This window comes from Rhodococcus sp. 008 (genome assembly GCF_001682295.1).
GTDB classification, from domain to species: Bacteria; Actinomycetota; Actinomycetes; order Mycobacteriales; family Mycobacteriaceae; genus Rhodococcus_F; species Rhodococcus_F qingshengii.
Map to the genome: position 1 here is coordinate 755,945 of NZ_CP012749.1, position 24,121 is coordinate 780,065.

28 protein-coding genes are annotated in these 24,121 nt (G+C 62.0%); 15 read left to right on the plus strand and 13 right to left on the minus strand.

The annotated features are described in order from the left end of the window. Positions 1-13: 13 nt before the first annotated feature. The 7 genes from AOT96_RS03495 to fadD11 are packed head-to-tail and all read left to right on the plus strand — an operon-like array spanning position 14 to position 8,283. Complete coding sequence (locus tag AOT96_RS03495) at positions 14-1,570, plus strand: flavin-containing monooxygenase (protein WP_065351295.1); 1,557 nt, start codon at positions 14-16, stop codon at positions 1,568-1,570. After that, positions 1,570-2,502, plus strand: a complete 933-nt coding sequence (locus tag AOT96_RS03500) for a metal-dependent hydrolase (RefSeq protein WP_003940129.1) — start codon at positions 1,570-1,572, stop codon at positions 2,500-2,502. Before AOT96_RS03495 ends, AOT96_RS03500 begins: the two co-directional genes overlap by 1 nt. Then, complete coding sequence (locus AOT96_RS03505) at positions 2,499-3,590, plus strand: PDR/VanB family oxidoreductase (RefSeq protein WP_007733536.1); 1,092 nt, start codon at positions 2,499-2,501, stop codon at positions 3,588-3,590. Before AOT96_RS03500 ends, AOT96_RS03505 begins: the two co-directional genes overlap by 4 nt. Further along, entirely contained in the window at positions 3,587-4,087 is a 501-nt protein-coding gene (locus tag AOT96_RS03510) for an SRPBCC family protein (protein WP_065351296.1), read from the plus strand. The genes AOT96_RS03505 and AOT96_RS03510 overlap by 4 nt, the downstream gene beginning before the upstream one ends. Beyond that, positions 4,084-5,517, plus strand: coding sequence for an aldehyde dehydrogenase family protein (locus AOT96_RS03515; RefSeq protein ID WP_065351297.1), 1,434 nt, complete (start codon positions 4,084-4,086; stop codon positions 5,515-5,517). Before AOT96_RS03510 ends, AOT96_RS03515 begins: the two co-directional genes overlap by 4 nt. A gap of 4 nt (positions 5,518-5,521) precedes the next feature. Then, a complete protein-coding gene (locus AOT96_RS03520) occupies positions 5,522-6,484 on the plus strand; it encodes an SDR family oxidoreductase (protein ID WP_065351298.1) in 963 nt (320 codons plus the stop codon). Further along, positions 6,481-8,283 (plus strand): fatty acid--CoA ligase FadD11, encoded by a 1,803-nt coding sequence (gene fadD11 / locus AOT96_RS03525; RefSeq protein WP_065351299.1) that lies wholly within the window; start codon positions 6,481-6,483, stop codon positions 8,281-8,283. Before AOT96_RS03520 ends, fadD11 begins: the two co-directional genes overlap by 4 nt. On the opposite strand, the gene AOT96_RS03530 is transcribed toward fadD11, so the two are convergent. The 5 genes from AOT96_RS03530 to AOT96_RS03550 form a co-directional block, all read right to left on the minus strand. Further along, a complete protein-coding gene (locus AOT96_RS03530) occupies positions 8,259-9,344 on the minus strand; it encodes a sulfate/molybdate ABC transporter ATP-binding protein (protein ID WP_007733546.1) in 1,086 nt (361 codons plus the stop codon). The genes fadD11 and AOT96_RS03530 overlap by 25 nt on opposite strands. Then, positions 9,341-10,150, minus strand: coding sequence for an ABC transporter permease (locus AOT96_RS03535; protein ID WP_007733547.1), 810 nt, complete (start codon positions 10,148-10,150; stop codon positions 9,341-9,343). Before AOT96_RS03535 ends, AOT96_RS03530 begins: the two co-directional genes overlap by 4 nt. Continuing rightward, on the minus strand, positions 10,147-10,956 hold the full coding sequence (gene modA, locus AOT96_RS03540) for a molybdate ABC transporter substrate-binding protein (RefSeq protein ID WP_065351300.1): 810 nt from the start codon (positions 10,954-10,956) through the stop codon (positions 10,147-10,149). Before modA ends, AOT96_RS03535 begins: the two co-directional genes overlap by 4 nt. Positions 10,957-10,981: 25 nt before the next feature. After that, complete coding sequence (locus tag AOT96_RS03545; protein WP_003940157.1) at positions 10,982-11,377, minus strand: TOBE domain-containing protein; 396 nt, start codon at positions 11,375-11,377, stop codon at positions 10,982-10,984. Between the two features lie 125 nt (positions 11,378-11,502). Then, positions 11,503-12,081 (minus strand): carboxymuconolactone decarboxylase family protein, encoded by a 579-nt coding sequence (locus tag AOT96_RS03550; RefSeq protein WP_007733549.1) that lies wholly within the window; start codon positions 12,079-12,081, stop codon positions 11,503-11,505. Positions 12,082-12,216: 135 nt separating this feature from the next. Between AOT96_RS03550 and AOT96_RS03555 the strand changes: the two genes are divergently transcribed. Continuing rightward, complete coding sequence (locus AOT96_RS03555) at positions 12,217-13,407, plus strand: pyridoxal phosphate-dependent aminotransferase (protein ID WP_003939670.1); 1,191 nt, start codon at positions 12,217-12,219, stop codon at positions 13,405-13,407. Then, on the plus strand, positions 13,404-14,414 hold the full coding sequence (locus AOT96_RS03560; RefSeq protein WP_030535335.1) for an AraC family transcriptional regulator: 1,011 nt from the start codon (positions 13,404-13,406) through the stop codon (positions 14,412-14,414). The genes AOT96_RS03555 and AOT96_RS03560 overlap by 4 nt, the downstream gene beginning before the upstream one ends. On the opposite strand, the gene AOT96_RS03565 is transcribed toward AOT96_RS03560, so the two are convergent. Together AOT96_RS03565 and AOT96_RS03570 are read right to left on the minus strand one after the other, a co-directional pair. Continuing rightward, complete coding sequence (locus AOT96_RS03565; RefSeq protein WP_003940409.1) at positions 14,411-14,836, minus strand: VOC family protein; 426 nt, start codon at positions 14,834-14,836, stop codon at positions 14,411-14,413. The genes AOT96_RS03560 and AOT96_RS03565 overlap by 4 nt on opposite strands. 57 nt (positions 14,837-14,893) lie before the next feature. Next, complete coding sequence (locus AOT96_RS03570) at positions 14,894-15,334, minus strand: Lrp/AsnC family transcriptional regulator (RefSeq protein ID WP_020970517.1); 441 nt, start codon at positions 15,332-15,334, stop codon at positions 14,894-14,896. A gap of 79 nt (positions 15,335-15,413) precedes the next feature. Between AOT96_RS03570 and AOT96_RS03575 the strand changes: the two genes are divergently transcribed. The 3 genes from AOT96_RS03575 (at position 15,414) to AOT96_RS03585 (ending at position 17,758) form a co-directional block, all read left to right on the plus strand. Further along, entirely contained in the window at positions 15,414-16,151 is a 738-nt protein-coding gene (locus AOT96_RS03575) for an AzlC family ABC transporter permease (protein ID WP_003940360.1), read from the plus strand. Next, complete coding sequence (locus AOT96_RS03580; RefSeq protein WP_003940007.1) at positions 16,144-16,473, plus strand: branched-chain amino acid transporter permease; 330 nt, start codon at positions 16,144-16,146, stop codon at positions 16,471-16,473. The genes AOT96_RS03575 and AOT96_RS03580 overlap by 8 nt, the downstream gene beginning before the upstream one ends. Before the next feature lie 139 nt (positions 16,474-16,612). Further along, a complete protein-coding gene (locus tag AOT96_RS03585; RefSeq protein WP_083197581.1) occupies positions 16,613-17,758 on the plus strand; it encodes a HoxN/HupN/NixA family nickel/cobalt transporter in 1,146 nt (381 codons plus the stop codon). Between the two features lie 22 nt (positions 17,759-17,780). Here AOT96_RS03585 and AOT96_RS03590 read toward each other — a convergent pair whose 3' ends face one another. Then, positions 17,781-18,149: a hypothetical protein gene (locus tag AOT96_RS03590; RefSeq protein WP_065351301.1), complete on the minus strand. Its 369-nt coding sequence runs from the start codon at positions 18,147-18,149 to the stop codon at positions 17,781-17,783. Between the two features lie 136 nt (positions 18,150-18,285). Here AOT96_RS03590 and AOT96_RS03595 point away from each other — a divergent pair, with 136 nt between their 5' ends. Further along, on the plus strand, positions 18,286-18,660 hold the full coding sequence (locus tag AOT96_RS03595; protein ID WP_003940551.1) for a hypothetical protein: 375 nt from the start codon (positions 18,286-18,288) through the stop codon (positions 18,658-18,660). A gap of 53 nt (positions 18,661-18,713) precedes the next feature. On the opposite strand, the gene AOT96_RS03600 is transcribed toward AOT96_RS03595, so the two are convergent. Further along, positions 18,714-19,175: a hypothetical protein gene (locus tag AOT96_RS03600; RefSeq protein WP_065351302.1), complete on the minus strand. Its 462-nt coding sequence runs from the start codon at positions 19,173-19,175 to the stop codon at positions 18,714-18,716. Positions 19,176-19,258: 83 nt separating this feature from the next. Then, positions 19,259-20,050, minus strand: a complete 792-nt coding sequence (locus tag AOT96_RS03605) for a MerR family transcriptional regulator (RefSeq protein ID WP_054827164.1) — start codon at positions 20,048-20,050, stop codon at positions 19,259-19,261. A gap of 248 nt (positions 20,051-20,298) precedes the next feature. Between AOT96_RS03605 and AOT96_RS03610 the strand changes: the two genes are divergently transcribed. Further along, entirely contained in the window at positions 20,299-20,526 is a 228-nt protein-coding gene (locus AOT96_RS03610; protein ID WP_231917391.1) for a hypothetical protein, read from the plus strand. 94 nt (positions 20,527-20,620) lie between these two features. Here AOT96_RS03610 and AOT96_RS03615 read toward each other — a convergent pair whose 3' ends face one another. Continuing rightward, positions 20,621-21,037 carry a DUF7144 family membrane protein gene (locus AOT96_RS03615; RefSeq protein WP_065351303.1) on the minus strand — a complete coding sequence of 139 codons (417 nt, stop codon included), beginning with the start codon at positions 21,035-21,037 and terminating at the stop codon, positions 20,621-20,623. 147 nt (positions 21,038-21,184) lie between these two features. Between AOT96_RS03615 and AOT96_RS03620 the strand changes: the two genes are divergently transcribed. Then, a complete protein-coding gene (locus tag AOT96_RS03620; protein WP_007733562.1) occupies positions 21,185-21,817 on the plus strand; it encodes an alpha-ketoglutarate-dependent dioxygenase AlkB in 633 nt (210 codons plus the stop codon). Here the strand turns inward: AOT96_RS03620 and AOT96_RS03625 are convergent. Both AOT96_RS03625 and AOT96_RS03630 read right to left on the minus strand, forming a co-directional pair. Continuing rightward, positions 21,810-23,348 carry an AMP-binding protein gene (locus AOT96_RS03625; protein ID WP_065351304.1) on the minus strand — a complete coding sequence of 513 codons (1,539 nt, stop codon included), beginning with the start codon at positions 23,346-23,348 and terminating at the stop codon, positions 21,810-21,812. The two genes, AOT96_RS03620 and AOT96_RS03625, sit on opposite strands and share 8 nt — an antisense overlap. Next, entirely contained in the window at positions 23,345-24,103 is a 759-nt protein-coding gene (locus AOT96_RS03630) for a crotonase/enoyl-CoA hydratase family protein (RefSeq protein WP_231917451.1), read from the minus strand. The genes AOT96_RS03625 and AOT96_RS03630 overlap by 4 nt, the downstream gene beginning before the upstream one ends. Between the last annotated feature and the right edge of the window lie 18 nt (positions 24,104-24,121).

A 24,121-nucleotide genomic window follows, 5' to 3' on the forward strand; every position in this document is an offset into this window, starting at 1 on the left:
GGAGGCGTCACACATGGTCGACATCGACCCAACCTCGGGGCCATCGGCCGGTGACGAGGAAACTCGAACTCGCCGAACACGAGTCGTCGTCATCGGAGCCGGTTTCGGCGGCATCGGAACGGCTGTCCGCTTGAAGCAGTCCGGGATCGACGACTTCGTCGTTCTGGAACGTGCCGCGGAGCCCGGGGGAACCTGGCAGGTCAATACCTACCCCGGTGCACAGTGCGACATCCCGTCGATTCTGTACTCGTTCTCGTTTGCGCCCAATCCGAACTGGACGCGGCTGTATCCGCTACAGCCCGAGATCTACGACTATCTCCGGGATTGCGTCCATCGCTTCGGACTGGCCGGTCATTTCCACTGCAATCAGGGCGTGACAGAAGCTTCGTGGGACGAGCAAGCCCAGATCTGGCGGGTACACACTGCGGAAACCGTGTGGGAGGCACAGTTCCTGGTCGCGGCCACCGGCCCGTTCAGTGCCCCCGCCACACCCGACCTTCCCGGGCTCGAATCGTTTCGTGGTCAGATGTTCCACACCGCGGACTGGAACCACGACCACGACCTTCGCGGTGAGCGGATAGCCGTGGTCGGCACCGGCGCCTCTGCGGTGCAGATCATCCCCAGACTGCAACCGCTCGCGGACACGTTGACCGTGTTCCAGCGGACACCGACGTGGATCCTGCCGCACCCGGATCAGCCGATGACCGGCTGGCCGAGCGCTCTCTTCGAGCGGGTGCCGCTCACCCAACGACTGGCACGCAAGGGACTCGACCTGCTCCAAGAAGCCCTGGTACCCGGATTCGTGTACAAGCCGTCACTGCTCAAAGGGCTGGCCGCACTCGGCCGAGCACACCTCCGCCGGCAGGTGCGGGACCCGGAGCTTCGCGCAAAGCTGCTCCCCCACTACGCATTCGGATGCAAGCGTCCGACGTTCTCGAACACCTACTATCCCGCGCTAGCGTCACCCAATGTGGAGGTGGTGACGGACGGAATCGTCGAGGTGCAGGAGCGCGGAGTCCTCACCGCGGACGGCGCCTTCCGGGAAGTCGACACCATAGTCATGGGAACCGGCTTTCGTATGGGAGACAACCCGTCGTTCGACATCATCCGGGGCAAGGACGGCCGCAGCCTCGCGCAGACGTGGAACGGCAGTGCCGAGGCCTTCCTCGGCACCACCATCAGCGGGTTTCCGAACTTCTTCATGATCCTCGGCCCCAATTCCGTGGTCTACACCTCGCAGGTCGTCACGATCGAAGCGCAGGTCGAGTACATCGTGAGCTGCATTCTTCAAATGGACGAGGGCGGCATCGGCAGTATCGACGTCCGGGCAGACGTGCAGAGAGAGTTCGTGCGCGCGACCGACCGCCGACTCGCCACCAGCGTGTGGAACGCCGGCGGGTGCAGTAGTTACTACCTCGTCGACGGCGGCCGCAATTACACCTTCTATCCCGGATTCAACCGATCCTTCCGCACCAGGACCAAACGAGCCGACCTCGCTCACTACGCGCAGGTACAACCCGTCTCGTCCGAATCACTCACCACTGCCCGAGAAACCGTGAGGAGCCGATAATGCTCGGCATCAACGCCTTCCGAGGCACACCCGTCGTCGCACCGTCCGGCGCGCGCCGCTACACCGACGAAGCACATGCGATCGCCGCCCGTGACGTCGAATTCGACTGGGACGGCGTACCACTGCATTACGTGCCGAACGAACCGATGGTCACCCACGTCATCAACTTCATGCATCTCGTGTTGCCCGAGGGAGAGCGGGCCATGTCCGCAACGCTCGCCGAAGCACTCCCGCTCATCGAGGACCCCCGCCTGCACGAAGAGGTGGTGGGATTCGTCGGACAGGAAGCAACACACGCGTCGTCGCACAAAGGTGCACGCGAGCATCTTGCGGACCTCGGCATGGACATGAAACCGATGTCACGCCGGATGGACTGGCTCGTGGACAAGATATTGGGCGACAAAGGATTGACCGGAAAAGCCAAGCACGCCTGGCTCTGTGAACGTCTCGGCTTGTTTGCCGCGATGGAGCACTACACGGCGGTGGTCGGGGAATGGCTGCTCACCGATCCCGCCCTCGAAGATGCCGGCATGCACCCGACGATGCTCGACATGGTCAAGTGGCACGGCGCCGAGGAAGTCGAGCACCGCAACGTGGCCTTCGACGCCTACATGTACGTGGACGGTAGCTACGCCAGACGCGTTCGCACGGCGCTGCTCGCCAGCTTCACGTTGTTCGTGTTGTTCATCGCCTCGATGAACTACCTCTTCCGGCAGGACCCGTCGAAGGCGAAGGGCCGCCTGTGGCCTCTGCAACTGATCAGCGCCACTCGCCGCGGCCTGGTCCCGAACATGAAATTCCTGATCACCGAGATTCCTCCGTATCTGCGGCCGAGCTTCCATCCGTCCCAGATCGGGGACATGGACGTAGCCATGCGCTACCTCGCTCGCTCACCTGCCGCCAATCGTTCTTCCGAAAAGAGTGAAGGATGAACAAGACGACTGCCGACCGTCCTCACGACGCACAAGACTTCACACCGACCCGGTCGTTGAGGATTGCCGCACAGGCGACGAGCGCATACCGTCGAATCTTTGCGTCAAGTCCTGCAGCGCAGATACTTTCGCGTCCCAACCCGGTCCGCTACAGCGGATTCGACATGACGCTGGACGTGAAGTCCGTCCGGTTCGAGTGCGCAGACGTCCTGAGTGTCACCTTGACCCCGAGGGAAGGAATCACCCTGCCGTCGTGGATTCCCGGCGCTCACCTAGACGTCATTCTCCCCTCGGGAAGGCAACGACAGTATTCGTTGTGCGGAGACCCCGACGACTTGACCTCGTATCGGATCGCCGTCCGGCGGATCGACGAGGGCGGGGGTGGCTCCCGCGAGATACACGAGTCGCTGAAACCCGGAATGGTTGTCGACGTACGAGGGCCGCGGAATGCATTTCCTTTTGTCACTGCTCCGTCGTACCTCTTTGTTGCGGGCGGAATCGGGATCACTCCGATACTTCCCATGGTGCAACGCTGTCACCGCCGCGGAGTCCCGTGGCGATTGGACTATCTCGGACGAACTCGGGCAGCTATGCCATTCCTGAACGAGATCGAGGAGTATTCCAGCGGCCGGGTAACCATCCGACCCGACGACGAGCTGGGTCCGACGGATATCGGAACACTCGTCGCTGCTGCGGATCCAGGTGCCGCGGTGTACACGTGCGGACCGGTTCCGCTGATGAACACGGTGCGTGCGGCAACTTTCGCCGCCAACCCGACCGGATCGGTGCACAGCGAGAGGTTCTCCCCACTCCCGGTAGTCGACGGCAAGGAGTTCACGGTGCATCTGGCGCGCACCGGTCTCACCGTCGATGTGGGCGAGTCCGAAAGTGCATTGGCTGCAATACGACGCGTACTTCCCGGAGTAGCGTATTCATGCCAACAGGGCTTCTGCGGTACATGCAAGGTCCGGGTGCTCTCCGGGACCGTCGAACATCGAGACACCCTCCTCACCGAATCCGAACGTACTGGTTCGATGTTGACCTGTCGATCACGTTCCACCGGTGGGTCTTTGGTGGTGGACCTGTGAAGGGAAAATTCTCTCTTTCTGCGGCCGACGCAGCCTTCGTCCGCTCCGCTCCGCTGGTGATCACTCACCGGATCGAATCCGAAGCGACATGTGAAAGCTTGTGGCAGACGTTGACCTCGGACGGAGCGCTCACGTCGTGGGCGCACGGGATCACCGGAGCCGACTGGACCTCGGACAGACCATTCTGCGTCGGGACTACGCGAACCGTGCGAGCCGGCGCTTTTGCTGCACTGAACGAGCGATTCTTCCGCTGGGACGAGGGGCACCGGATGTCCTTCTACGTGGAGTCGGCGTCACTTCCGGGGTTCAAACGCTTCGCTGAAGATCTGGTGTTGGAACCGACTTCGACTGGCAGCCGCCTCACCTGGACGTTCGCTGTGCAAGCGCAGCCGTGGTTCGCCCCCATTCTGACTCTGTCCCGACCGATCCTCCAACGCGTCACCCGCGGCTGGGCCGACGGCGCCGTCCACCACACACTTCAAGGAACTCCACGATGACGGCGACCGAGATCGACACGACCACACAGGCGTCCGACGACACAGTGACACAGGCAGTGCGCGACGCCCGTACTGCTTCCGAATGGTGGGCAGAACTGACATTCGAGCAACGCGCTCGTCGACTGGATCGGTGGCGAGGAATCATCGCTCGTCGCGCATCCGAACTCGCCGACGTCGTGCACCGGGACATGGGCAAGCCGCACCCTGACGCGATGCTCGAAATCGCCATGGCACTAGAACATCTCGCGTGGGCGTCGAAGAATGCCCGAAAGGTATTGGGCAGGCGCAGCGTCCGCTCCAGTTTGTTGACGGTCAATCAGGCCGCCTCGGTGGAGTATCGACCTCTCGGGGTGATCGGTGTGATCGGTCCGTGGAACTATCCGGTCTTCACCCCACTCGGTTCGCTCTCGTTCTCGCTGGCTGCAGGCAACGCCGTGGTCTACAAGCCGAGTGAGTTCGCACCGGCAGTCGGGCAATGGTTGGGCCGCGCCTTCGCCGAGGTCGTCCCTGAACATCCTGTGCTGCAGGTCGTCACGGGCGATGGTTCGGTCGGCGCGGCACTGTGCCTGGCCGGTGTCGACAAGATCGGGTTCACCGGATCGACCGCGACGGGCAAGAAAGTCATGGCAGCGTGCGCCGAGACCCTCACACCGGTGTTGATGGAATGTGGTGGTAATGACGCGCTCATCCTTGATGCCGACGGAAATGTCGGTGCCGCCGCGGATGCTGCGGTGTGGGGAGCATTGTCCAACTCCGGTCAAACCTGTCTGGGCGTCGAGCGTGTATACGTGCACGAACATGTCTACGGCGAGTTTATCGACAAGACAATCACTTTGGCTGCCCGAGTTCATGCGGGTCCGGGTGCCGAAGACAAGATCGGTCCGATCACCATGCCCTCGCAAGTGGCTGTAATCCGGCGCCACATCGACGACGCGATGTCGCGGGGTGGACGTGTCGTTCTCGGAGGGCTCGGCTCGATCTCCGGCCAGTACGTGCAACCGACCATCATGGTCGACGTCCCCGAAGACAGCCTCGCCGTCACGGAGGAAACTTTCGGCCCGACGATGACGATCACCAAGGTCGCCTCGATGGACGAGGCGGTGGAGTTGGTCAATGCGTCGCCATACGCATTGGGAGCAAGCGTGTTCGGCAAGGACGGAGCGGCTGTTGCCGATCGGCTCCGATCCGGAGGAGCGTCGGTGAACTCTTACGTGATGTATGCCGCGGTTCCCAACCTGCCACTGGGTGGGGTCGGAGCATCTGGTTTCGGACGCGTTCACGGCCCAGATGGTCTGAAGGAGTTCACCTACGCTCGTTCGACGACTCGGCAACGATTCCGTTCGCCCCTACCACTGACGACGTTTCGAAGGACCGCCCGAATCGACTGGCTGGTCAAGGTTCTCATCCGCGCGCTACACGGAAGGCACTGAAGCAATGACGGGACGCTTGTCCGCAATTGCGGGAACAGTCCGCGATCTGGGCATTCCACTGCCCGGACGCCGACTCGACTACGACGTCGCCGGGAAGGTCGTACTGATCACCGGTGGAGGCGACGGTATCGGTGCAGCGCTGGCGCGCACTCTCCACCGGCGTGGGGCCACCGTGGCACTGGTCGACGTCAACGAGAGTTCATTGGCAACGGCCGAGCGCTCATTCGAGTCACAGCGAGTCGTGACGGTGACGGCCGATGTCCGAGATCGGGACGGCATGACCGCAGCCGTGCAAACGATCATCGAGCAGCTGGGCAGAATCGACGTCGTGGTGGCCAACGCCGGAATCACCCCTCTCCCGGCAACATTGCGCCAGATCGATCCCGACGCCTTCGATCGTGTGCTCGACGTCAATCTCACCGGCGTCTTCAACACCGTGCATCCGACCATCGACGAGGTGATCCGCAACAGTGGGCACATCGTCGTCGTGTCATCGGCGGCGTCGTTCGCCCCCGGTTTGGGCGGCGCTTCGTACATGATCAGCAAGGCTGGGGTCGAAGCGCTCGGCCGGGCGCTGCGTCTCGAGGTTGCCGGCTACGGCGCTACTGCCGGCATCGCGTACTTCGGGATGGTGGATACACAACTTGCACGCGCAACACTCGACGACGACGAGATCGGGCGCAAACTCGACGCTCGACTACCTGGTCCCCTCCGTCATCGAATCTCCCCGGACCGTGCCGCCACCGTGATCGCCGACGCGATCGCGCGCCGCGCCGCCCGGACCCTTGCCCCCGCTGCCTGGGAACCCTGGGCGTGGGGACGCGGATTCATCAATGTCCTTGCCGACGGCTACCTGGCAAAAGACAAACAGGCACACGACCTGATCCGCGAACTCGAAGACAGAACCACCGCTGCGGCCCCGACGAATGCATCAGCCCTGCCAAAGGCATCCAGGAGAACATCATGACTACGTTGTGTGCAGCCTTCCAGCGAGTGTCGGCGGTAGCGCCCGACGCGGTGGCTTTGCGAGACATCGGCGATGCGCGAACACTGACGTGGCGCGCGTACGGCGAACAGGTTCGCGATGTTGCCGCGGGATTGGCCGGAATCGGCGTGGGACATGGCGATACGGTTGCATTGATGATGAGTAACCGCATCGAGTTCTACCCGATCGACGTCGGCGCCCAACACCTCGGCGCGACATCCTTCTCCATCTACAACACGTCGGCACCCGAAGCCATCCAGTACATCCTCGCCAATTCCGGTGCGCGAGTGCTCGTCTGCGAGGCCCCGTACGTGGATACCGTTCGCCGATCCGGTGCCACACTCGACACGATCGTGGTCGTCGACGCGCAACCGTCTGCCCAGCAGTCCGGCACCCTGACGCTGGAGCAGATGAAGTCCTCTGCTGCCGCCGATTTCGATTTCGAGAGCACCTGGCGTGCGGTGAAACCGAACGACGTAGCCACGTTGATCTACACCTCCGGCACGACCGGCAACCCCAAGGGCGTCGAGACGACTCATGCCTGTCTGTTGTTCGAAACCACCGCCGTCAGTGCTGTACTCCCCGTCGAGTTCGGTGACCGCATCACCTCGTACATGCCGTCGGCGCACATCGCCGATCGGCTCACCTGCCTGTACATGCAAATGGTGTTCGGCACCCAGATCACTGTCGTGCCGGATCCGAGCCAGGTAGCGGCTGCGCTTCCGGACTGTCGCCCCACGATCTGGGGCAGCGTCCCCCGTGTGTGGGAAAAGCTGAAGGTTGCAGTCGAATCGGCCGTCGCCAACGAACCGGACGACGCGCGGCGAGCGGCATTGCAGTGGGCACTCGACGTCGGTCGCACTCGGCTCGCACACTTGCGAGCCGGTGAAACAGTCCCCGCCGAACTGGAAGCGGACTACGCCCGAGCCGATGCAATGGTCCTCTCCGCTCTGCGTGCGAAACTCGGTTTTGCCGAACTGAAGTGGGCCATCTCTGGCGCCGCACCGATTCCGCCGGACACCTTGGCATTCTTTGCAGCCCTGGGAGTTCCGATCTCGGAGATCTGGGGAATGTCCGAGCTGACATGCATTGCGAGCACCGCACCGGCCGAGCCGACCAAGCTGGGAACGGTCGGAAAGTTGCTTCCAGGCATGGAAATGCGCATCGAGGCGGACGGTGAGCTACTGGTTCGAGGACCGTTGGTCATGAAGGGGTACCGCGGCGAACCGGCAAAAACGGCCGAAGCGATCAGTGCAGACGGTTGGCTTTCGACCGGAGACATCGTCACGGCCGACGCAGACGGATACCTCACGGTGATCGATCGCAAGAAGGAGCTGATCATCAATGCGTCGGGAAAGAACATGTCCCCCGCTGCCATCGAGACCGCAGTGAAGACGTCGTCGTCGTTGATCGGTGAGGTCGTGGCAATCGGAGACGGCCGAAAGTTCAACACAGCGTTGATCACTCTCAGCGCCGACGCCGCGGTCGGAGCGGCACGCTCACTGGGACTTGCGGCCGAGGCCGCGGTACTCGCCAAGGACGCTCGGATCGTCGACATCGTTGCAACTGCTGTCGCCGAGGGAAACTCGCGTCTGTCGAGGGCCGAGCAGATCAAGCGGTTTCACGTACTCACCACGTTCTGGGAGCCAGGCGGCGACGAGCTGACACCGACGATGAAGCTCAGGCGCAAGCCGATAGCCGAGAAGTACGCGTCCGAAATTGCAGCCCTCTATGCGGATTCGGTCGTAGAGGACGTCTACGAGCCTGCGCCCTGCGCATAGATCAGCGTCTCGGTGGCCTTGACCACAAACGTAGCGGCCGATCCCGGAACCAGATCGAGCTCGGCCGCTGCGCTCGCCGTGATGTCGGCAGACAAGCCCGGCTGGCCGGCTTCGTCCTCGGCTCGGACTCGGACGACATCGCCTCGATTTTCGATCTCCGCGATCGTGACCGCAAACGCGTTTCGTGGACTCCCGTGAGGCGGATCCAGGTAGACCGACACTGCTCGCGGCTCGAAGACTGCCACGGCGGCACTGCCGGCCGGTAGGTCGGTCTCCGTCTGGCCCGCGATATCCACCCCGACCGGACTTCTGAGCATTCCGTCTCCGGCCATCGTGCCGCTGCGCAAGTTGATCCCTGCGATGCGTGCTGCAAATGCACTACGCGGGCGAGTCAGAACTGTTCGTACGTCACCACGTTCGACGACCCGGCCGCCGTCCAGCACGACAACGGTGTCGGCAAGGGCCAGCGCATCCAGAGCATCGTGCGTGACGAGCACGGCCGTGCGATCTCCTGTTCGGAGCACTCTACGCAGCAACGACCGCAATGCCGGGGCGGAGGCGACGTCGAGCGCAGACATCGGTTCGTCGAGCAGGAGTAGTTCGGGTTCAGCAGCCAATGCCCTCGCCACTGCGACTCGTTGCGCTTGACCGCCGGAGAGCTGTGACGGCTTGCGGTCAGCCAATTCGGCGGCGTCGACTGCGTCGAGCCAGTGGCGCGCGGAATCGGCGGAATCGCGACGCGACCGCCCTGCACTGCGCGGCGCGAACGCCACGTTCGCGGCCGCACTGAGGTGGGGAAAGAGAAGTGCCTCTTGCGCGAGTAGAGCAGTGCCGCGCCGATGCGGCGCCAACGCGACTCCCCTACCGGTATCGGTGAGAACGCGAGAATTCAGTTCGATCAACCCACGCCGCGGGTGATGTAGTCCGGCAACCGCCGCCAGTACCGTCGACTTGCCTGCGCCGTTCGGTCCGAGGACAGCGGTCACCTCACCGGCCGCGACGTCGAACGTCGCAACGACATCGCGCTCCGGAATCTCGATGTCGACGTGGAGGCCACTCACAACGAACCCGCCGATCCGCGTCCACGCACCGCAACCACGATGACCACCGCGACTACGACCAACACCAGCGAAAGCGCTACCGCTGCATCCGGATCGGTCTCACGCTGGAGATAGATTTCCAACGGCAGGGTACGCGTGACCCCTTGCAGACTTCCCGCGAACGTCAGCGTTGCACCGAACTCCCCCAGTGCGCGAGCGAAAGCCAGCACTGCCCCTGACACCAGACCGGGAAGCACCAGCGGCAAAGTCACCCGGCGAAGCACGGTGGTCGGGCGGGCTCCGAGCGTCGAGGCTACAGCCTCGTATCGTGTGCCCGCAGTGCGTAGCGCACCTTCGAGGCTGACGACGAGGAACGGTAGCGCGACAAACGTCTGCGCCAGGACCACCGCGGTTGTCGAGAATGCTATCTGGATGCCGAGCACTTCCAACTGCTCACCGATCAACCCTTTGCGCCCGAACGTGTACAGCAACGCGATACCGCCCACCACTGGCGGCAGAACCAGCGGGAGCAGAATCAAGGATCGAAGAACGGACAGTCCCCGAAAATGACTGCGCGCCAACACCGCGGCCATCGGTACCCCGAACAGGATGCACAGCAGCGTGCTCATTGCCGCTGTCTTCAAACTCAGTTTCAACGCGGCAACCGACGATTCGGAAGTCACGAGTTCCCAGAACTGCGACCACTGCACGGTGGCCAGCATCGCCGCCAAGGGCGCGATGACAAACGCCCCGCCGATCAGCGCGGGAAGGTAAATCCATACCGGCAACCCGAGCGGGGCTCGGGCTGACGGTCGTAGGCGTGTCACGGAGCAGCGAATCCCGCGTCACCCAGAACTGCCAAGCCCTTGGGGCCCTTCACGAGATCGACGAACTTCGTTGCCGTTTCCGAATTCTTCGAATCCTTCAGCACCGCAATCTGGTACAGGTTGACCACCGTGGTGGCTTCCGGGAACGCGACGGTCTGAACCTTGTCACCAGCGGACTTCGCGTCGGTGACGTAAACGATGCCGGCATCGGCCTGCCCGGACGTCACCTTGTTGAGAACGTCGGTCACCGACGAATCTTCGCTGACGGGCGAGAGGGTCTCGCCTGTGGCCGTCTCGACCTTCTTCGTAGCCGCGCCACAAGGGACCTGCGGAGCGCAGATCACCAGTTGCGTCCCCTCCTTTGCCAGATCGGCGAACGACGCGATGCCCTTCGGATTGCCCGGCGGCACAACAATCGTCAAGGTGTTGCTCGCGAAGTCCGAGGGCGACCCCGCGACGACGCCGGCGTCGGTGGCCTTGGTCATGTTGGCGGCGTCAGCCGAGGCGAACACGTCAGCCGGTGCGCCCTGAGTGATCTGAGCGACGAGGTCCGAGGACCCGGCAAAGCTGAATGTGACCGATGAACCGGGGTTCTCGGACTCGAATTCCTTGCCGAGTTCGGTGAAGCTGTTCTTGAGTGACGCCGCTGCGAAGACGGTGATGCTTCCCGTGGCACTATCACTGGAAGTGGTTGTGGTCGGAGCGGCCGACGACGTCTCCGACGAAGAATTGTCGGAGGAACTACAACCGGTCACCAGGGCAAGCGAAAAGGCACCTGCTGCAACAAGTCCGACTACACGCTTCACGAATTTCCTCCAGTATGTTCAAAAACTACGGCGTTTCCACGATGACCGTGGTGGCCTTCACGATTGCGACTCCGATACTCCCGACCTCGAGTCCGAGCTCCCGAACCGCGTCGGTACTCATCAACGAGACGACAGTGAAGGGCCCACACTGCATTTCGACCTGAGCCATCACCTTGTCGGTGACGACCTTGGTGACGAGGCCGGCGAACCGGTTGCGGGCCGAACTCGCACCCGTGAGCGGATCGGCCGGTGCGGGTCCGGCGTTGGACCGGGCGAAGCCCGCCAACTCGGCACCGTCGATGACCTTGCGGCCGGAGTCGTCCGTCGTCGCGGTGAGAAGCCCACCGTCGACCCACCGCCGGACGGTGTCGTCACTGACACCGAGCAGGCCGGCAGCTTCGCGGATTCGAATGTTGGGCACCAGGTGATCGTAGGTCGCAAGTGCGGACCTAACAAGCCGGAATGCTCCGCAGATGCGTGAACTAGTCAATCATGATCACGTATCTGCGGAGCATTGTCGATAGTTGCCGTAGACGAATCAGCGCATCATTCTTCTGCCCAGGGCACACGGCAGGAGTCGGTGCTGAACCCCTGCTCGGTAATCCCCAACGCCGAATACATCCGGGCGCGCATGTTTTCGAGCCCGATCTGATAGGTCAGTTCCACGACGCCCGCTCGCCCGAACCTGCGCTCGAGATCCGCGACCTGTTCGTCCGTCACCCCGTTCTCCCCATGGGGGTCACCGGTCATGGCGTCGGCGTAGGCGATCGCGGCCCGCTCGTCTTCGCTGTACTTCGATGAATCCCGGTAGTTCGCGATCTCTTTCAACTTGTCGATGTCCAAACCGTCCAAGCGCGAGAGCATCGTCCCGAAGTCGACACACCACGAGCAGCCGACAGTCCAGGCGACGCGATAGACGGCCAGTTCACGAATGTTCGACGGCAGCACCTTCGACGCCTTCTGCACAGCCATTTCGTGGCGGGCAGCCGCTACGAACAATTTCCGATGGTTGGCCAGGACGGCAAAGGGCTCGGGGACTTCGTCGTACTGCCTGGCGGCGAATTTGTATGCCACTTTGATCAACGGACTGGCTTCTGACGGTGTCACTGCGGGAATGCGAGTCATGGCAAGCCTCCGTATGTTCTGGGGCACCGGATTCGATGCTCTCTACAGAGTTGGACGATGGCGGCGATTCAAACGTGACAAGCACCGCGTCCGAGCGGATGTGAGGATGCGGTGTCAGCCGACTAAGCTGCAAAGATGCCTTCGACGCCCCGCAACCGCACCGTCTCGCGTCTGCAGCCGTTCGCATCCACGATCTTCGCCGAGATGACAGCGTTGGCCACACTTCACGACGCGGTCAACCTCGGTCAGGGCTTTCCGGATACCGACGGTCCTGCGGCCATGCTCGAGGTAGCGCGCCGAGCCATCGCCGAGGGCGTCAATCAATACCCGCCCGGTCCGGGCATGCCCGTCTTGCGTCAGGCCATCGCGGAGGATCGGCGCATCCGCTACGGACTCGACAGTGATCCCGACTCCGAAGTTCTGGTCACCGTCGGCGCCACCGAGGCGATCAGTGCTGCGATTCTCGGACTGGTCGAACCCGGCGAAGAAGTAGTGCTGATCGAGCCGTACTACGACTCCTACGCTGCATCCGTCGCGTTGGCAGGCGCTGTACGTCGCACAGTTCCGTTGGTAACCGCGGGAGACGGATTTGCGGTCGATCTCGATGCATTGCGCGGCGCGATCACCGCCAAGACGAAGATGCTGATCGTCAACAGTCCTCACAACCCCACCGGCACCGTATTCACCGATCACGAACTTCGAGCGATCGCCGAACTCGCGTGCGAACGCGACCTGATCGTGTTGAGCGACGAGGTCTACGAGCACTTGGTCTTCGACGGCCTCACCCACACACCGATGGCGTCGCTCCCGGGCATGCGTGAGCGCACCGTCACGGTGTCCAGTGCCGCAAAGACTTTCAATGTCACCGGCTGGAAAACCGGCTGGGCGATCGGCCCGCGCGAACTCATCGACGGAGTCCGTGCCGCCAAGCAGTTCATGTCATTTGTTGCCGGTGCACCGTTCCAACCGGCCGTTGCCTACGCGCTCACCAACGAACAGCCGTGGGTCGTCGAACTTCGACAGAGCTTGCAAGGCAAACGCGACGTGCTCGGTAAAGCTCTGACCGAGGCCGGTTTCACGGTGCATTCCGGTGGCGGCACGTACTTCCTCCTTGCCGACATCAGACCGTTGGGCGAAACCGATGCGGGAGATTTCTGCCGCGCACTGCCCGAGCGGATCGGCGTCGCGGCCGTTCCGGTCGACGTGTTCGCGGACAACCGCGACGATTGGAAGCACCTGGTGCGCTTCGCCTTCTGCAAGCAGGACCACATTCTGTCCGAAGCTGCACGCCGTCTCCACCTGCTCCAAGGAGCAGCGCACCCATGACAGCGCGGACCATCCCGACCGCATTCGTCCACCGCTATCTCGCGTTCTCGCCGGACAACGACGTCGACTTGTCTGGTGCACTGCGCGCTGCCGGGATCGACCTCGAGACACTGTCCGACCCGCGCGCCCGGCTGACCCCGACTCAGGTCACCACGTTCATCCAATCCACGTGGCAGATCACCGACGACGAATTGTTCGGCCTCGGATCCGCCCCGGTCCCCCGTGGCACTTTCCGATTGATCTGCCTGACGTTGATCCATTGCCCTGATCTCGGATCGGCCTTCGCTCGAATGTCCGACGTGATCCGTGCGCTACCGGCTCTGGCCCCACTGTCGATCGAGAAGGGCGAGGAAAGCACTCGGGTGAGTTTCGCTGTCCGAGCTCGCGAAGGCGTCGCCGAACCTGATGTCGCAGAACGTGTCACAACCGATTTCGTCCTGATCTTGCTGCACCGATTTTCCGCATGGTTGATCGGAAAGCGCGTCCGACTTCGGGCGGTCGAATTTCCGTACTCGGCACCGGATGCACGGTTGGCGCAGGACTACGACTACATCTTCGGAGCGCCGGTCACCTTCGGCGCGCAGCGCGCGGCACTGGAGTTCGACAACTCGGCCATGCGTGCACCGATCATCCAAACCGAGGAGACGTTGGAGGAGTACCTCCGAGAATCTCCGATTCAGCTCATGTCCGAACGCGATTACGACAGCACTGCGTCGGCGCAGGTACGACGGGTCCTGGAACTCGGGGTGAAGGGGCGAACCTCCACGGCCGAGGAGATCGCCGAGATGCTTTCGATCAGCGTTCCCCATCTGCGTCGACTGCTGCGGCGTGACGGAACATCACTGAATCAACTGCGCGAGGAAGTGCTCCGCGACGTAGCCATCGCTGGTTTGCGGCGCGGAGAATCCGTCGAAGTACTCTCGGCGCGATTGGGGTTCTCCGAGCCCAGCGCCTTCCGTCGGGCCTTCAAACGATGGACCGGCGACACTCCGAGTTCGTACCGCTAGCTGACGCAGAACTCGTTTCCTTCGGGATCGGTCATCGTGATCCACACGCTCGGCCCCTGCGCTCCTCGGTGCAGGATCGTCGCCCCCACCGTCTCGAGGTGCGCTGCGACATCCTCGCGCTTGTCGCCCACTCGTATGTCGAAATGGAGCCGGTTCTTCACCGTCTTCGATTCCGGAACCAGTTGGAACAGAACGCGGGGACGTTCGGGATGCTCCGGATCGCTGATGGCCGCACCTTCGCGCCAGACGAGGACTCCCTCGAATGTCGTGGTGTCGGATTCCTTGGCGTGACCAGCGGCGACGAGGCCCCTGATGAAGTCTTCGTCGCTGGGCTCCGCTGCCCACCCGAGTGCTGCGGCCCACCACTTCGCCTGTTCGTGCGGATGTGCCGAATCTACTGTGACTTGAAATTCGTATCCCATGTTCCGACGTTAACGCCGACCACCGACACCTAGTGAAGGTTCAGCCGAGCCCGGGAGTCAGTCGACGCTCTTGATGGTCTTCATGGTGATCAACGATGTCACCCGCGAGACAGCCGGAAGCCCGCTGAGCTTGGTGACCATGAAGTTCTCATACGTCGCGAGATCTTTCACCGCGACCCGAATGAAGTAGTCGGGAATTCCGAACAACCGCCGACATTCGATCACTTCGTCGAAGGCGGCGACCTGGGATTCGAAGTCCTCGATGGTGGCCTGGTCGTTGACTCCGATCTCGGCGGTGACGATCACCTGAAATCCTCGACCGAGCGCTTCCTGACTGACGATCGCCCGGTACCCGGTAATGATTCCGTCGGCTTCGAGCTTCTTCACCCGACGCAGGCAAGGTGAGGGTGTCAGACCCACCAGATCCGCCAACTCGGTGTTGGTCAAACTCGAGTCCTGGCGTAGGTGAAACAAAATTGCGTCATCCATGGCATCCATCGCACTATTATTGCGCACTGTTCACTATGTGGGCATTCTGAGCAATCGATCACCTCGATCTTTGTTATAGATTTGCGTCGTGATCGAACCAGCATCGTCGACGGCCGCACCGGCCGTCGAACTCCCACCGCGAACCCCGGCGTGGCGGCACGCCTTCCAGCTGTCGCTACCGGTTGGATTCGGCCTGCTCCCACTCGGGATCGCACTTGGCGTTCTTGTGGTCCAACAAGGGCTCAGCCCTTGGTGGGCAGTCGCTTTCACCTCGCTGATCTACGCAGGATCGCTGGAGTTTCTCGCGGTCGGAATGGTCGCGGCCATGACACCGCTGCCGTACGTCGCTCTGACCGCACTGCTGGTCAACTTTCGACATGTGTTCTACGCCTTGAGTTTTCCGCTGGAAAAGATTCGCAACCCCTTCGCCCGCTTCTACAGCATGTTCGCGCTGACCGACGAGGCCTATGCGATGTCGGTAACTGCCGATCCCAAGGCACTCACCGGACGCGTCATCGTCTACTCCCAGCTGTACCTGCACGGCTACTGGATCGGTGGCGCGATTCTGGGCGCGACAGCAGGACAGTGGATTCCGGACTCGATCGTCGGCCTCGACTTCGCCCTGACGGCGTTGTTCGTCGTCCTCTCGATCGAAGCGATTCGCGCACAAAACGGATTCGCGGTGCCGGTCGCCGCGGTCACCTGCGCTCTGGTCGCCCGGCTCGCAGCGCCGGACCACATGCTGCCAATTGCAATGGGCGCCTTCGTGCTCTTCCTGATCGGGCGCTTTGTCTACGACTCACGAAAGGCGAAGATCGATGCCTGACACCTCGTACATCTTTGCGGCGGTCGCAGTCATGGCCGTGGTCACCTTCGCGCTGCGCGCAATCCCCTTCGCCGCGCTCATGCCGCTGCGCTCCTCCGCCCTGGTCGGCTACCTCGGCATCTACATGCCGGCAGGCGTCATGTTGATCCTCGTGATGTATTCACTCAAAGGGGTGTCGATCACCGCCCCTTCTCACGGCCTACCCGAACTGATTGCAGTGTGCGCCACGATCGCCGCGCACCTCTGGCGAAAGAATGCCGTCCTGAGCATCGTCGTCGGAACGACGATCTACGTCGCGCTGGTCAATACCGTGTTCGCCTGAGCATTCCCATCGACGAGCAAAATATCTTTACTCCCGAATGGGCAATTTGTAACCTCCAGGCGCTTATCTGAACAGTTGAACACTTATACGATTTCAGTAGCGTGGCCGCCGGCCGCGACTGAAAGATCGGTGAGGTTCGATGTCCACGATAATGACCACGACAGGCACTCGAATCGCCGGTGCTTGGCACAGTCTGGATCGAGGCCAGCGTCGAAGCATCATCGGGATGACCGTCACCGTCGTAGCGCTCAACGTCGTCGGGTGGGCAGTTCTTCTCGGCCTGGTTGTCCCCGGCCACTACACGATCGAAGGCAGTGTCTTCGGCGTCGGACTCGGCGTAACGGCGTACACGCTCGGCATGCGCCATGCTTTCGACGCCGATCACATCGCCGCTATCGACAACACCACTCGGAAGTTGGTGGCGGACGGCAAGAAACCGATGTCCGTCGGGTTCTGGTTTTCGCTCGGACACTCGACCATCGTCTTCGTACTCGTCGCCCTCTTGGCTTTGGGTGTGCGGCAACTTGCCACCAGCCTTTCCGACGACAACTCCGATCTGGAAAAGTGGACCGGCTTGTTCGGCACAACCATTTCCGGAACGTTCCTGATCTTGATCGGCCTCCTGAATCTTTTCTCTCTCATCGGAATTCATCGGGTGTACACGAAGTACAAGGCCGGAACCTTCGACGAGGAACAACTCGAGAAGGAACTCGACAGCCGCGGCGCCCTGAACAAGATTCTGGGCCCGGTGATGAAGATGGTTCGCAAGCCCTGGCACATGTACCCGGTCGGTCTGCTGTTCGGATTGGGATTCGACACCGTCACCGAAGTCGGGCTGTTGGTGATCGCCGGCGGCGCGGCGGCGACAGGGCTCCCGTGGTATTCGATCCTCGTTCTGCCGATCCTCTTCTGCGCCGGGATGTCGCTTTTCGACTCGATCGACGGATCGTTCATGAACTTCGCCTACGGTTGGGCATTTGCTCAGCCGGTCCGAAAGATCTACTACAACATGGTGATCACCGGACTCTCGGTGGCAGTGGCACTGCTGATCGGGACCCAGGAAATCATCTCGATTTTCACCGACAAACTCGACATTCACGACGGGTTTATCGGCGCCATCGGGAACTTGGATCTCGGCGCGATGGGCTTCATCATCGTCGGACTCTTTGTCGCCACCTGGCTGATTGCTCTACTCGTGTGGCGGTACGGCCGCATCGAAGAACGGTGGCAGGCTCAGTCCGGTGCAGCAGTAGCACGACGAGCGACAGCAGACGAAGCGATGTGAGTTCGACTCGGTCTACGCAGAATCATGGGCCACCCGAAAGCGAATAGCTGATGTACGTCTCGCCCCATTTCAGGTACGCGCTCGACGTCGCCTGGCCGCGGATCTGGTCGTTCTGCCACTGGTAGACAGCGCGCCACGGAAATACGGAACTCACTTGTTCCAAGGTGTACTGCTCACGATGGCCCTGCGCGAATCGCTGTTCGAGATCTTCACGAGTGCGCGGCGGGAAATTGCTGATCAGGTAGGTCCGGCCGAGAGACTCGATGCGCCCTGGCGGCGCAAAGACATCAGCGCTGCGATAAGTGAAGGCCGCATACAGGTAGGCCGCCACCACAATCGTTGCCAGCGCTACCGCGCCGATCTTGATTGCACGTCGAAGCAGGGTCGGCATGGCTCACAGTACAATCCAATTCTCCTGTCGAGCACATTCAGTGCGTTTCCCACATTTATCGAAAGACGCATCCCGCGGAGTTGGCGAGATGCAATAGTGGAGTTCGAACGGGGTGAGCCCCGGCTAGGAGAAAACGGTGCGGATACGTCATGCGGTAGTGGGTGTGGCAATCACGGGACTTGTTCTTGCAGTGGCAGGCTGCGGTGGCGGCGACGGCGAAGCTGCCGAAGGACCAGGCATCGCCGTGGCGGCGGAAACCAAGCAAGTTCCCGACCGGGTGACCGTGCATCGACCTGGCCTCATCGACACCAGCATTTCCCCGTTCGACGTGCCTGCATGGCCAGGCCCGCACCCCTCCGAATTCCTCGAGCCCAACCCGCCGTCGGGCGAGAGCGGTGAGATCGCCGGCGACCAAGCCGCGACAACGTACGCGGCCTCGCTCGACAACCCCGACGCACTATGGAATGTCGGTGGCACGGTGCAGTGGCTGGTTGTCGAGCCGATTCCCTGAAGGTCTTCCATCTAGGTCTCCGCTCTGACCGACTCCAGACGATCTTTGCGAGTTCAGTCCCGCGACAACGCTGCACAGAATTCGCCGGGTTGGTCGACATGCAACCGCAGCCCACCGATCGTGGTGGGAGTGGCCTTCGAGAGCCGTTTCGGGAGCGTGACCGAGAGCGGTTGATCGAAGTCGACATCCACGACAGTGCCGTCGGGCCCCGGCAGAACCAAGCGATCGTCGACAATCGCATTTTCTGTCTCACCGAATCTTCGGACCATGCTCGCCCGCGAAATCCGTGATCGGTCCACCTCGACTCGAATGCCCGTGCCGGAACGAAACACCACCGTTCGAGCGGACACGAGATGCGGGTGCACGACGCGTCCGGCAAGCCAACCGCCAATCGCAATCAGCGACAACACCGTTGCAACGAGCAGCACGACGCGAAGCCACTGCCACGGCACCAGGAAGTGAATCGCCACGGCCTCGATCACACTCGCCGCAACAAATGCCACCGGTATCGACATGGTCCCCCTCGCGTAGCCGAAAGTCGCTGTATCACTGGAACCTCCGTCTCTCCTGCCCGTCGAGAACAACCACAGTGATCGGATCACGCCGTACCGCCTGACATGAGACGTGTTGCGACGCGCGCAACCACTTCACGTTGCGCTGGATCGGGCACCAGGTCCGCGATCCCAACCGAGAATCCCACGCCTGCGGAGTCTCCGTCTGAGTACACATCGCCGAGCACCCCGCCCAGTGATTCCTCCAGTTCGTCCGACAAGTACGCGATCTCGTCTGCAACCTCGGCTACCTCGCGCCCAGCCAGAGCGGCGAAACGACGGTACAGATCCACAATTCTCTTCCGGTCGCCCTCGTCGGACAGCAATCGCGCAGCCGTGGAGAACAGTTCGTGTGGCGCTGCTCCCGAGATCGCCACCAATTCCCACATGTCGCGTTCACGCTCGAACAGACGCCGAACCGAATCCGTCGGGGACGACGCGATCAACTCGTCGAACGCAGACAGCAACTCCACCGGAAGCGGCGAGACCACCCTCCCAGCACCTCGCGCCGTGAGCATTTCCTGGAGGCGCACTCGCTGGTCTGCGAGGACGCGCTGCTTCCGGTCTATCTCCGCGATCAGGGAGGAAAGATCTTCGGCGAAGTCGTCCGGTTCTCGTGCATCGATCGGCGTCGGTTCGATCATCGCGGCAATGGATCCGAGTGGAATGCCAGCGGCGGTGAGCCAACGAATGCGCATCAGCCTGACCAGATCGGGAAGTTCGTAAGTTCTGTAACCGTTGGACAGTCGTCTCGGCTCGGCCAGCAACCCCAGTCGGTGATAGTGCCGAACGGTCCGCGGAGTGGTGCCTGCCGCACTGGCCACGTCGCTGATTCGCATACGAACAGCATTAACTATGACGCTACGTCATAGTCAAGGCCCGGCATGTCGGGCCTTGAGGCATAAGGTCCTGTTCTTCCTGCCAAGAGTTTCGCAGACGAATTTCGCGGGTATTGATCACTTGCGGCGGCGATTTCCAGAGCGAGGGGTCAGCCGCGCAAGGTCTGCCCCCGGCTGTCACTCGCCGGGTGGCGGGCCGCCAAAACCAGCGGGCCGCCAGAAACTATCTGTGCCAGGCGATGATTTCGATGCAAACGACACGACTCGACACCCTCCTGATTCTGATCGTCGGGACGGCAATCGGACTGAGCGTCTGGCTGGCTACGCAGGAACCATTCGCGTCGATCGGACTCGGAATCGTAACGGTAGTGATCTGCTGGATCTCTTGCTCGATGATCCATGGCTTCCCACACCGATCGACGAAGGACATGCGTCCGCGCGAGAACCAGGATCGCGAGTCACCGAAACGGCGCTGACGCCGCGTAGGGATGAGGCCAACCGTGGAGGCCCGGACACAGCGAAGTGAGTGGTTCACCTACCGCAGGTGAACCACTCACTTCGGTCAGAGGATCACACCTCGTCAGGTCGCCAGGTCGTGACGGCCCAGATCACAGCGACGTCGAGGGCGATGATCACGATCGACCACAGCGGGTAGTACGGCATCCACAGGAAATTCGCCACGATCGAGAGCGCCGCGATCACGAAGGCCATGCCGCGGGCCCACGTCATGCCGACGAACAATCCCAGCGACACCGCGATGCCGATGATTCCGAGAACGATGTGGATCCAACCCCATGTCGTGACATCGAATTCGAAGGTGTAGTTGACTCCGACGATCAGCAGGTCGTTGTCTGCGAGAGCCGCGATGCCCTGCAGCAACGCGACGATTCCCGCGACGAAGAGCAGGCAGGCTGCCGCCACCGTGGTCCCGATGGCAAAGCCCTGTCGGACAGGATGGTTCGCATGAGATTGGTGCGGAGCAGTCATGACGTCCCCTTCTTCGGCGAAATAGCGTGAGAACAGTATTCAAAGGTTCACGCCGACGGACATCACCCAGCAAGGATGAACAGCCGTCCAGCACTGCAATCAAAATTCATGGGAACATATGTTCGATTTCGGTGTACGGTGGAGTCTATGACCGCCACGATGCAACCGTCTCTGTTCGACAACGGTGACCTGGGCGTCTCTTTGGGCGATCTCGAGGGCACGGTGCAGAGACGTATCCTCACCGCCGGCGCATGGGTCGACCATCGCCCGGCCTGGCTGACCGGATCGGAGGCCGTGTTCGACAATCTGGAAGCTACGGTGCCGTGGCGTTCCGAACGGCGTCAGATGTACGACCGCGTTGTCGACGTCCCTCGTCTGGTGTGTTTCTACGCAGAGAATCAACCACTGCCGGACGCACTTCTCACCGAAGCCAAAGACGCGCTGAGCAGTCACTACTTCGACGAACTCGGTGAACCATTCGCCACGTCGGGTCTCTGTTTCTATCGCGACGGTTCCGACAGCGTTGCCTGGCACGGGGACGACACGGGACGAAGTCGCACCGAGGACACGATGGTGGCCATCCTGTCTCTCGGTGCGGCTCGCCCGCTCCTATTGCGCCCTCGTGGGGGCGGCGAATCCATCCGCTTCAATCTCGGACACGGAGATCTACTCGTCATGGGCGGATCCTGCCAACGCACGTGGGAACACTGTGTCCCGAAGAGTGCGCGGGCCCTCGGGCCGAGAATCAGCGTTCAATTCCGCACTCGCGGAGTTAGATAGCGTCGCGGAGTTCGTCTCGCAGCGCCTTCCGATTGAGCTTGCCGACGGCCGTCTTCGGTATGGATTCTGCGAAAACAACCCGACGCGGCTTCTTGTACGACGCCAGTCGCTCGCCGACGTGCGCGACCAATGATGCTTGCAGTACGTCGTTTTCGACGGTCCCGTCCTCGAGCACCACCACAGCCGTGACCGCCTCCACCCACTTGGCGTCGGCGGTACCCACCACGGCGACCTCACGGACAGACGGATGCGTCAGGAGTGCATCCTCGACTTCACGGGGGTAGACGTTGTATCCGCCGCTGATGATCATGTCCGAAGCTCGGTCCTTCAAGAACAAGAATCCTTCGGCGTCGAACTGACCGATGTCACGGGTGTGAACCCAGCCGTCTTCGGTGAAGGTGTCCGCATTCAGTTCCGGTGCATTGAAGTATCCGGCGATCGCCGATGGCGAGCGGATCACGATTTCACCCGGTTCTCCCTGGGGCACTTCGTTTCCCTCGCCGTCGAGCAGCCTGATCTCGACGTCGATGGCCGGCTGACCACAGGACAGCAGGCGATCTTCCGTGTGATCTTCGGGCCGTAAGACTGCAATACACAGCGGTGCCTCGGTCTGCCCGTAGTACTGGAGAAAACGGTGTTGCCCCCACGCCTGCATCGCCCGTTCGATGGTGGCCAGCGGCATCGGCGACGCACCGTAGATCACGGATTTCAGACTCGAGATGTCTGCGCTCGCAAAATCAGGGCGTTCGAGGAGCATCTGAATCATCGTCGGCACCAGATTGGTTGCCGTAGCCCGATGCTCGGTTATCGAGTCCAAGAAGGTCGACGGGTCGAAACCGGGGAGGATGACGGTCTTACCGCCACGTAGCCAGAACGGAAGCACGAAGACACCGCTGGCGTGAATCAGTGATGCTGCGTGCAACATCTTGTCGTCCTGAGTCGCCGGAAGCAGATTGAGCAGAACATTGCGGCAGATTCCGGCGTAGCTGCGCTGAGTGTGCTGCGCGGCCTTCAGCGTTCCCGTGGTCCCGGAAGTGAACAGCGTCAGGATCACGTCGTCGGGATCTACCTCGACGTCCGGAGTGGCCGAAGACATGCCCTGTGCTCGATCCAACAGCGAAAGCTGCCCCTCCGCACCTGTTTCCAGCCCGACGAACGTCCGATCCGGGAACCTGGCGGACAGTTCAGCAGCTCGGCCGGCAAGGTCAGTACCGAAAACGACGTGCGAGGTGTCGGTGTCCTCGAGCATTCGTGCGTGCTCGTCGAGCGAGAGTCGCGAGTTGAGCGGAACCCTGTTGATGCCGGCTTTGACACACGCAAAATCGACAGGCACGCTGGCAAGAGAGTTGTTGACCAGCAATGCAACCCGTGCACCACGCCCGATACCGAGGGCGATGAATGTGTGCGCCAATCGGCTGCTGAGTTCGTCCACTTCCGTGAACGTCATCGATCGATCGCCGAAAACGACGGCTGTTCGCGGTCCGTGCTGTCGCGCACCACGGGCGATCAGATCTCGGGTTACGGGCATCATGGTTCAGTTTCCTCGTTCGAATTCGGGTTGTTCTCGAATCGGCCGTGCCGGCCGGCGCCCGCGGCGAACGCAGCAGCGCCGCGCACACCTTCGGCGATGACAATGGGATTTCCTGCGACACCCTCGGCGCGCAGTGCTTCGGCAAGTGGTAGATCAAAAGATCGGTAGGCCGATGCGCGATCCGCGAGCATGCAGAGTTGTGGGAAAGCGGACAACTGGTGCGCCAGCTCCTTGGCTACCTGGAGTGACTGCCCCACTGGAACAACACGATTGGCCAGTCCGAAGGCCAACGCCTCCGAAGCGTCGACCGGGCGACCGGTCAAGATCATGTCGAGCGCTCGCCCCTGCCCGACGATTCGCGGCAGTCGCACGGTCCCGCCGTCGATGAGAGGAACTCCCCAGCGCCGGCAGAAGACTCCGAACACGGAATCCTCCTCGCAGATCCTCAGGTCCGCGAGCAATGAAAGCTCGAGCCCTCCTGCAACCGCGTATCCGCTGACGGCGGCGATCAATGGCTTGGACAACGCCAACCGACTCGGCCCCATCGGGCCGGTGCCGCCGCCTTCCGGATGCAACTCATGCACGCGGGCGGGGTCGGAGACCGCGGTCAAATCCGCACCGGCACAAAATGTGCCGCCCGCGCCCCACAGAATCGCCACCTTCTGACTCTCGTCCGATTCGAACTCCAGGAAGGCATCACGCAACTGCGCCGCCATCGGCCCGTCCACCGCATTCTTGCGATCAGGGCGATTCATCACGATGACGGTGACGCC